Source organism: Pauljensenia sp. UMB3104 (assembly GCF_030217285.1).
Classification (GTDB): domain Bacteria; phylum Actinomycetota; class Actinomycetes; order Actinomycetales; family Actinomycetaceae; genus Pauljensenia.
The window spans coordinates 41,148-50,061 of sequence record NZ_JASONN010000014.1 but is presented as its reverse complement, the minus strand read 5'-3'; the positions used below and the strand labels follow the sequence as shown (position 1 = coordinate 50,061).

Genomic DNA, 8,914 nt, shown 5'->3' with positions numbered 1-8,914 from the left:
GAATACCGGGATCAGGCCCTACAGGAAGCCGCATAACGGCTACCATTAAACGCGTCCAAGTTTCGGGGCGCAGTTCAGGACGAGGTCGGGGCTGAGAAGGCTGCGTGTCTGTCCCTGTGCGGTTGGTGGGAATAACCGCGTTACTTGGCCAGGCGAGCCAGGGCAGGGGTGGTCTGGTCGGTCATGAGCACTCGCATGCGAGCAATCGCGAGCGAGGGGTTGACCTCGAGGCCGGAGAGCATCCACTGTCCCATGTGGGCGGTGGTCGCCAGGGCGAAGTGCTGGGCGACGACGTCGCGCGCTGTGGCCGAGGCGGAGCCGGGCAGGCGGGACTCGATGAGCTCCTGGATGTGAGAGGCCAGGAACGCCCACAGGTCGTTCGGCTCGATGGTCTTCATGGCCGAGGCGGTCTCGTCGCGATGGTTGTGCATCCAGGTCATGGTGGCCTCGATAGCGTCGAGCCATTCTCCCGAACTGGCGGTCAGGCGGGATGTGACTTCCTCGCGGAAAACCCAGGCGTTGAGGTCGCTCAGTGAGTTGAAGTGGTAGTAGAACGCTTGACGGGTGACCCCAGCGGAACGTGTCAGCGCGCTGACAGAGATCTTTGACAGGGGGGTCTGGGTCAGTGCCTGACGCAGTGCAGTGCCAAGCTTTTCGCGGGCATCGATCGGGGGTGCCATCTGTATCCTTCCTTCGACGGTTATGAGTAAACCATAACCAGTTACGAAGAAACTATCTACTCGAAAACTACTTGCCGGCTGTGTAACCGACCACGCTGTCAGTTTCTCATATATTGTTGTCAGCGCCCGTCTGAGGGCTTGTCGGTGGATGTGACAGTGCACTTCACAATTGATTTCGCGCCCTGCGATGGACGCGGGCATCACGTCACTGCGACTGTGCCGACGTGACACAATGTTCGTGTGATGAAGTCCTATCGAGACGAGGCGATCGTCCTGCGCACCCACAAGCTGGGCGAAGCGGATCGCATCATCACGCTCCTCACCGCTGAGCATGGCCAGGTGCGTGCCGTTGCCAAGGGCGTGCGCAAGACGACCTCCAAGTTCGGTGCGCGCGTCGAACCTTTCTCCGTCATCGACGCCCAGCTCCATCGTGGCCGCACCCTCGATACTCTGACCCAGGTTGCGTCCATCGCCCAATACGGTGACGCGATCGCCGCCAACTACGACCTCTACCTCGCGGCCACCGTCATCGTTGAGACCGCCGAACGCCTCACGACGGATGCGCAGGACGGCACGCATTCCCAGTACTTGCTCCTCCTCGGCGCGCTCAACGCCCTCGCGAGGGGACGCCACGACCCGACCCTCGTTCGTACCTCGTACACGCTGCGCGCTCTCGCCCTGGCCGGATGGGCGCCCTCCTGTTTCGACTGTGCCGTGTGCGGCACCCAGGGACCCCACTCCTCGTTCTCCATCCCCGACGGAGGCACCGTCTGTGACACCTGTCGTCCGCCCGGTGCCTCCTCGCCCGCGCCCGACACGGTGGCCCTCCTCGGCCAACTGCTCAGCGGCGACTGGGAGCACGCCGACCGCTGCGAACCCTATGCGCGCACCGAGGCCTCGGGCCTCATCTCCTCGTACACTCAATGGCATCTGGAACGCCGCCTGCGCTCGCTGAGCGTCATCGATAGGAGTCATCCATGACAGATCTGCGCCCCACTCCTATGGACCGCGCCCCGCAAGACCCCACCGCGCCCCTGCTCGGCCCGGGCCAATGGCACCGCGAGGCGCCCGTCTTTCGCAAGGGAGAGGCCCCCGCGCACGTCGCCCTCATCATGGACGGAAACGGGCGTTGGGCCAACAGTCGAGGCTTGGCGCGCACCGAAGGACACCGCGCCGGGGAGTATGCCCTCATGGACACCATCGCCGGTGCGATCGACGCGGGCGTGCGCTACCTGAGCGTCTACACCTTCTCGACCGAAAACTGGAAACGCTCGCCCGCGGAAGTCTCCTTCATCATGAACTACGCCTCCGACGTGCTCGCCCGCCGCACCGACCAACTGGCCCAGTGGGGAGTGCACGTGCGCTGGAGCGGGCGCCGACCCAAGCTGTGGAAGAGCGTCATCAACGCGCTGGAAAAGGCCGACCGCGCGACCTCACACTGCAAGACACTCGACCTCATCATGTGCGTCAACTACGGCGGGCGCGCTGAGCTTGCCGACGCCGCCAGATCCATCGCCGAGGACGTCGCGGCCGGGCGCCTGAGTCCGCGCGGCGTCACCGAAAAGACGCTGTCGCGCCACCTCTACCTGCCAGACGTTCCCGACGTCGACCTCATGATCCGCACGTCGGGCGAACAGCGCCTCTCCAACTATCTGCTGTGGCAGATGGCGTATGCGGAAATGATGTTCGTCGACACGCCCTGGCCGGCCTTCGACCGTGAAGAGCTGTGGGGGTGTCTGGAAGAGTTCGCGGGCCGTGACCGCCGCTTCGGCGGCGCGATCGACCGTGTCGCTAGCTCCTAGCCGTTATCCGCGCTCTCCGCTGCGAGCGCGGCGTTCACTGTGTGGCGCTTGCGGCGGCCCCACGCAATCTTCGCGGCGATCAGCATGGCGATGAGGGCGAGGCCCGCCCACCCCCAGGGGGAGCCTGCAACTGCGCGGATCGCGGCCGCAAAGACCGCGAGTGTGCCCAGGCCATACAGGAGAGCCCAGAGGATGCACCCCGGGATCATCGCGAACGTGTAGGTGCTCCAGCGCATGCGTACGAGTCCTGCGCCCGCGTTGACGGCGGTCTGGATGCCGACCGTCAGGAAGCACAGGGGAATGACGATGATTCCCCACTTGTCCAGGATGGCCGCGCCCTTGCGGGGAATGGGGCCGTCGAACCAGCGTGCGACGGCGCCGACGAAACCCTGACGCCCGTTCGCTCGAACCGCGCCCGAGGCGGCACCTCGCGCCAGCCAATAGGTGAGCTGGGCGCGGAAGAGAACGACCACGAAAAGGAATACGAAGAGCCAGATGCCCTCGCGTGCGAAGGCGGGGACCATGGAGTCGATACCGGCGGCAAACATGACGCTCCCAGAGTGAGGCTCAGCAAACGAAGCCTATCCTAACCTGCGAGGTGGGGTGTAGAAAAGGCCTGGGAGTGTATCCACCTCCCAGGCCTCTTCGTGCATGTATCGCGCCGTTAGCTCTTGGCGCGGCAGGAGCCGCAGACGCCAAACAGCTCGAGCGAGTGCTCAACGTCGCTGAACCCGTGCGCGGTGGCGACGGACTCCACCCACGACTCGATCTGCGACTGCTCGATCTCCTCGGTGAAACCGCATTCGCGGCACACCAGGTGGTGATGATGATCGTGCGTCGTACACGAGCGGTAGAGGGCCTCGCCGTCGGAGGAACGCAGCGTGTCAACCCGTCCGTCCTCCGCGAGGCTCTGGAGCGAGCGGTAGACGGTCGCCAGCCCCACGCGCTGCCCCTGACCGTGCAGATCTTCGAAGATCTGTTGGGCGCTGCGGAAATCGCTGACGCGCGTGAGCTCGTCGAGGACTGCTTGACGCTGCTTCGTCATGCGCTGCATGGTGTTCCCTCCGTCGTCATGCGTCTGCGTGAGCGGTCTGTTCGTGCTCAGGGTGCTGGTTGTGGCCTCGTGCCGCGCGAATCCTGCGCACCCTGCGGACACGATCCACAATAGCCCTGATCCCGAAACCAATCGCGTACAGAGCGATGGCTCCCACAACGATTGTTGCGCCGGGGGAGAGGTCGACGAAGTAGGTCAGGGACAGGCCTGACGTGCAAATGATGACGCCCAGAGCCATCGCGATGCCCATCGTTGAGCGGAATGAACGCGCTCCCAGCTGTGCGATGGCGACCGGGATGACCATGAGGGCGCTGACGAGCAGCGATCCGACGACGCGCATTGCGACGGCGACAGTCAGCGCCGACAGGACTGCGATGAGGAGGGACAGCGTGCGCACGGGCAGACCCGTCGAGCGCGCGAAGTCCTCGTCGTTGGTCACCGAGAAGAGCGCGGGAGCCAGTCCCACGCCGAGGGCCACGATCGCGATCCCGAGGATCGTGATGAGCGTGATGTCGCTCCATCGCACCGTCGAGATTGACCCGAAAAGGTAGGAATTGAGCTGCGCGGAGGTGCCTCCCGCCAGGCCGATCAGCAGGACACCGCCCGCGATGCCGCCGTAGAACAGCATGGCCAGGGCCGTGTCCCCGGACGTACGACCGCTCTGGCGCACCAGCTCAATCGTGATCGCGCCGAGCAGTGAGATGATCACCGCACCCGGGATCGCCCACGAGTCGGCCGGACTCACGTTTGCGAACGTGCCGACCAGCCAGCCGAGCGCGACGCCGGTCAGAGAGATGTGCCCGATGCCGTCTCCGAGCATCGCGAGCCTGCGGTGCACGAGATACGTGCCGATGATTGGGGCGGTGAGGCCCACGATGAGGGCAGCCAGCAGCGAACGCTGCATCATCGGCGAGGACAGGAGGGTCGTCAGTGCGTCAATCATGCGTCGCTCCCGTCTAGATTCCGCTCACGAGGCCGTGGTCGGTCGGCGCGGCCCCGGGTTCGATGGTGGGGTGGCAATGGTCGCCGCCACCGTGGTGTTGTTCGTGGTCGTCCTCGATGTGGGGCGGGCCGTCGTAGGAGACGTGACCCGCGCTGATGTGCAGCTCTCGGTCGAGGAGGGGGCCGAGCTCGCCGAGCTCGTGCAGGACGATGAGGATCGTCGTCCCCTCCGCCTTGGCCTCGGCGACAATCTGCGCGAGGCGTGCGCGCGAGGCCGCGTCAATTCCGGCCATTGGCTCATCCATGATGAGCAGCTCGGGACGGCGAACGAGGGCGCGGGCGATGAGGACGCGCTGCGCCTGTCCGCCCGACAGAATATTCAGGGGGGAGTGAGCGCGGTGAGCCATGCCGACGCGTTCGAGGGCGGCCAACGCCTTCGCGGTGTCGCCCGGAAGCGCCCACAGTCGACGAGGTCCGAGCAGCCCGGAACGAACGACCTCGATCGCGCTGGCGCTGATCGCGCCGCCCGAGGAGATGCGCTGGGGCACGTAGCCGATCCTGTTCCAGGGGACGCGGCGACGGGTGGTGACCGAGTGACCAAAGAGCCGGGCGTCGCCGCTGGTGATGGGCGCCGTGCCGAGCAGGGCCTTGAGGGTCGTGGACTTGCCGGAGCCGTTCGACCCCGTGATCGCGACGGTCTGGCCCGCGGGAATGCTCAGCGAGATGCCATGCAGGATCAGGTCTGTATCCCAGGCCACGTGCAGATTATCGAGACGCACGACGGCGGTCGCCTCCGCGTGGGAGGCTCCCGCCGTCGTGGGAGTGAAAGTCGTTGTCACTGGCAGTCAAGAGCTTTCGTCAGAGCATCAATGTTGGAGTTCATCGTTGCAGCGTAGTCCTTGGATGCGTCGGTCTGGGATTCGATCGGATCCAGGACGGCCGTCGTGATGCCGAGGTCGTCGGCCAGGGTCTGGGCGACCTTGGGGTCGATGAGGGCCTCGGTGAAGATCGTCGTCACGCCCTGGTCCTTTGCGATCTGGGCGATCTCGGCCAGGCGTGCGGGGGAGGGGGAGGACTCGGGGTCGAGGCCGGAGATGCCCACCTGGGTCAGGCCCGTGCGATCCGCGAGGTATCCGAACGCGGTGTGGGCGGTCACGAAGGTCTTGACCTTGCAGGTCGAGGTCCTGGAAACGAGGGTATCGCCCAGCGTGGTCAGTTCCTCGGAGAGGGCCTTCGCGTTGGCCTTGTAGGTGTCCGCGTGGGCGGAGTCAGCCTCGGCGAGCTTGTCGCCCACCAGCGTCGCGGCCTTCGCCATGCGCACGGGGTCCAGCCAGAAGTGCGGGTCCGCGCTCATGTCGTGGTGGTGCTCGTGGCCTTCGTGGTCATGACCTTCGTGGTCGTGGCCTTCCGCCTCGCCGGACTGGGCCTCGTCGGTGCCCTCTTCCTCTTCCTCGGCGGGGTGGTTCGCATCCGTACCGGCTTCAACGAGCTCTGCGGCAGGGGAGACGTCAATGACGGTCTTGGGGGCCTGCTGCTCGATCGCCTCGTCGACCGCACCCTGGAAGCCCGCGAGGTAGACGACCGCGTCCGCGGAGGACAGGGAGTCGACCATCTTGGGGGAGAGCTCAAGGTCGTGAGGCTCTGCGCCGTCCGGGGTCAGCGAGGTCACGGTGACGTGGTCGCCGCCGATCTTCTCGGCTAGGTACTTCAGGGGGTAAAAGGACGCCATGACGGTCAGGGTCTCGTCCTTGGAGGAGCTACCAGAGGATGAGGCCGTGGAGGTACAGGCGGACAGGGCGAGCGCAGTGGCGGCTGCGCAGGCGGCAGCAAGGATTCTCTTCGACATGAGAATCATTCTCTTTGCAATTGAGAATCTTTGTCAAGTCATTCTCGGAGATCGGACCCCGTTGCGAGTGCTAGTGCGCGTGCCCGGTCGATCCTCGCACGATCAAATCGGGCGAGAAGACGTAGTCGGCGTGCGTGGGCACGTAGTCGGGCGTATGCAGGGCTTCGAAGAGGCTGCGCACCGCCGATGAGACGATCGATGGGACGGGCTGATGGATCGTTGTCAGCGCCGGATCCAGGTGACCCATGAGGAACGAATCGTCGAAACCGATCACCGAGATGTCGCCCGGGACTGACAGGCCGAGTGAGGTAATCGTGCGGATTGCGCCGAGGGCCTGGAGGTCAGAGCCGGTGATAATCGCTGTGGCGCCGCGCTCGAGGAGCGCGTGCGTGTGGGCGGCTGCGGCCTCGTACGTGTAGAAGGTTTCTTCGATGATGGGGAAGTGGTCACCGATCAACTCGCCCATCACCTGGGTAAAGGCCTCGGCCTTGCGCAGGGCCGGGACGATGTGTGTGCGTCCCGTCAGGAGTGCGATACGCGTATGTCCCAGCTCGTGCAGGTGCGTCACTGCTGCGCGGATGCCGAGCGCGTCCCCTGTCGAGAAGTCGGGTGCGGGGACCTCCGGTCGGGCGCCATTGATCGTCACGAAAGGGATCTCGCGTGCTGCGGCGTCGTGGTACGGCGCGAGGTCTGAGAGTAGATCTGCGTGTCGGCCTGAGACGAAGATAAGGCCGTTCACGCGGTGTTCGATGAGTGAGGAGAGGTGATCGAACTCGGACGTCGCTCCCGGCGTCTGCGACCGGATGAGGCAGATGCCGCCCGCGCGAGAAATCTCTTCCTGGAGGTGGTGGGCGAAGGACGCGAAGATCGGATTGGTGAGCTCCGGCACGATGACGCCGATCGTTGGTGTGCTCGGTGTGCGCTCGGCGGCGGGGCGATCGTATCCCAGCTCGTCAATCGCGGTCAGGACCCTGCGGCGGGTGTCTTCGGAGACCTGTCCGACGCCGTTGAAAACGCGTGAAACAGTTGCGGTTGAGACGCCCGCGTGCATGGCAATATCGGCCATGCTCGTGCGATTTTTCGTCATCGACTCAACGCTCCTTTGGGTCTTCGCGCGCGGCTGTTTCCTTATAAATGTAACAGCTTGCACACAATTGCGAAAATTGTTGCAGAAACAAAATCGGGGGTATTACAGTGAGTCCTGTAGCTGGTCGCTGATGGTGGCGACCACCTGACCAACACAGGAGTAATAATGCGACGTGGCATCGCAGCACTCGGCGTCATCGCGGCGGCTACCGCCCTGGCCGCCTGCAACAACGGCACGACGTCCTCTTCCTCGTCCTCTGACAACAGCAACGATGCGGCGGCAACGCTGACGATCTGGGCGGATGACACCCGCTTCACGCAGGTTGAGACCATCTCCCAGGACTTCACCGCTAAGACTGGCGTGAAGGTGGATGTCGTTCAGAAGTCCGAGTCGGACATGGACCAGGAGTTCACCACCCAGGTCCCCACCGGCAACGGCCCCGACCTGATCGTCATGGCCCACGACAAGCTGGGTGCGCTCGTCTCTAACGGTGTCGTCGCTCCCGTTGACCTGGGTGAGGCTAAGTCCCAGTTCGCCGACGTGGCGGTCAAGGGCGTGACCTACAACGGCCAGACCTACGGCGTTCCCTACGCCATCGAGTCCGTTGCCCTGGTGCGTAACAACGCGCTCACCAAGGACGAGCCCAAGACCTACGACGACATGATCGCCTCGGGTAAGACTGCCGGCAAGCAGTACCCCTTCGTCATCCAGATGGGCACGGAGGGCGATCCCTACCACTTCTACGGCTTCCAGACCTCCTTCGGCGCCCCGGTTTTCAACACGAACGCTGACGGCGAGTACACCTCCGAGCTGGCTATGGGCGGCTCCGGCGGCACCGATTTCGCCAACTGGCTCAAGGCTCAGGGTGACGCGGGCATCATCGCTCCGTCCATCACCGCCGACATCGCCAAGCAGGCCTTCCTCGACGGCCAGGCCCCCTACACGGTGACCGGCCCCTGGAACGTCGCCGCCTTCCGTGAGGCCGGCATGGACGTGTCCGTCCTGCCGATCCCCTCGGCTGGCTCGCAGGCCGCTCAGCCCTTCGTTGGCGTCCAGATGTTCTACCAGAGCGCCAAGTCCGCCAACCCGGTTGCTGCCAAGCAGTTCTTCAACTACCTGGCCACCCCCGAGGCTCAGACTGAGATGCAGAAGCTCGGCGGTCGCGCCTCCGCGATGCCCTCCGTTGCGCAGGCTTCGGACGATCAGGACATCAAGGACTTCTCGAAGGTCGCCGAGTCCGGTGCTCTCGCTCCCGCGATCCCCGCAATGGGTTCCGTGTGGAACTTCTGGGGCCAGACCGAGGCCAACATCGTGAGCGGCGCCGAGGCTCCTGCCGACGGCTGGGCGACGATGATCACCAACATCAACAACGCGATCGCCTCCAAGTGATCGTGAGCGCCGGGCGCTAGCCGCCCGCGCGCAACGCGCTCGCCTCCGGTGAGCACCGCCTCACACCCGACCGCCTCCCACGCGGCGGGCGGGTGTGAGGCCCTCTGATAGCAG

Annotated in this window: 10 protein-coding genes; 3 read left to right on the top strand and 7 right to left on the bottom strand. The window is 64.9% G+C overall.

The window, feature by feature from the left end; genetic code table 11:
* Positions 1 to 140: 140 nt before the first annotated feature.
* A complete protein-coding gene (locus QP415_RS07785; RefSeq protein WP_285099624.1) occupies positions 141 to 680 on the bottom strand; it encodes a TetR/AcrR family transcriptional regulator in 540 nt (179 codons plus the stop codon).
* Between the two features lie 243 nt (positions 681 to 923).
* Between QP415_RS07785 and recO the strand changes: the two genes are divergently transcribed.
* Together recO and QP415_RS07775 are read left to right on the top strand one after the other, a co-directional pair.
* Positions 924 to 1,661 (top strand): DNA repair protein RecO, encoded by a 738-nt coding sequence (gene recO / locus QP415_RS07780; RefSeq protein ID WP_285099623.1) that lies wholly within the window; start codon positions 924 to 926, stop codon positions 1,659 to 1,661.
* Positions 1,658 to 2,482, top strand: a complete 825-nt coding sequence (locus QP415_RS07775; RefSeq protein ID WP_048677137.1) for an isoprenyl transferase — start codon at positions 1,658 to 1,660, stop codon at positions 2,480 to 2,482. Before recO ends, QP415_RS07775 begins: the two co-directional genes overlap by 4 nt.
* Here QP415_RS07775 and QP415_RS07770 read toward each other — a convergent pair.
* From QP415_RS07770 to QP415_RS07745, 6 genes are all read right to left on the bottom strand, one after another.
* Positions 2,479 to 3,030, bottom strand: a complete 552-nt coding sequence (locus QP415_RS07770; protein ID WP_048677139.1) for a hypothetical protein — start codon at positions 3,028 to 3,030, stop codon at positions 2,479 to 2,481. The two genes, QP415_RS07775 and QP415_RS07770, sit on opposite strands and share 4 nt — an antisense overlap.
* A 116-nt stretch (positions 3,031 to 3,146) precedes the next feature.
* A complete protein-coding gene (locus tag QP415_RS07765; RefSeq protein WP_048677141.1) occupies positions 3,147 to 3,536 on the bottom strand; it encodes a Fur family transcriptional regulator in 390 nt (129 codons plus the stop codon).
* Positions 3,537 to 3,552: 16 nt separating this feature from the next.
* On the bottom strand, positions 3,553 to 4,479 hold the full coding sequence (locus QP415_RS07760; protein WP_016461294.1) for a metal ABC transporter permease: 927 nt from the start codon (positions 4,477 to 4,479) through the stop codon (positions 3,553 to 3,555).
* A 13-nt stretch (positions 4,480 to 4,492) separates the two neighbouring features.
* Positions 4,493 to 5,317: a metal ABC transporter ATP-binding protein gene (locus tag QP415_RS07755; protein ID WP_048677143.1), complete on the bottom strand. Its 825-nt coding sequence runs from the start codon at positions 5,315 to 5,317 to the stop codon at positions 4,493 to 4,495.
* On the bottom strand, positions 5,314 to 6,333 hold the full coding sequence (locus QP415_RS07750; protein WP_034475306.1) for a metal ABC transporter substrate-binding protein: 1,020 nt from the start codon (positions 6,331 to 6,333) through the stop codon (positions 5,314 to 5,316). The genes QP415_RS07755 and QP415_RS07750 overlap by 4 nt, the downstream gene beginning before the upstream one ends.
* Before the next feature lie 61 nt (positions 6,334 to 6,394).
* Positions 6,395 to 7,411: a LacI family DNA-binding transcriptional regulator gene (locus QP415_RS07745; RefSeq protein ID WP_285099622.1), complete on the bottom strand. Its 1,017-nt coding sequence runs from the start codon at positions 7,409 to 7,411 to the stop codon at positions 6,395 to 6,397.
* Between the two features lie 165 nt (positions 7,412 to 7,576).
* On the opposite strand from QP415_RS07745, the gene QP415_RS07740 reads away from it, so the two are divergent.
* Positions 7,577 to 8,800: a sugar ABC transporter substrate-binding protein gene (locus QP415_RS07740; RefSeq protein ID WP_016461290.1), complete on the top strand. Its 1,224-nt coding sequence runs from the start codon at positions 7,577 to 7,579 to the stop codon at positions 8,798 to 8,800.
* Positions 8,801 to 8,914 lie beyond the last annotated feature (114 nt).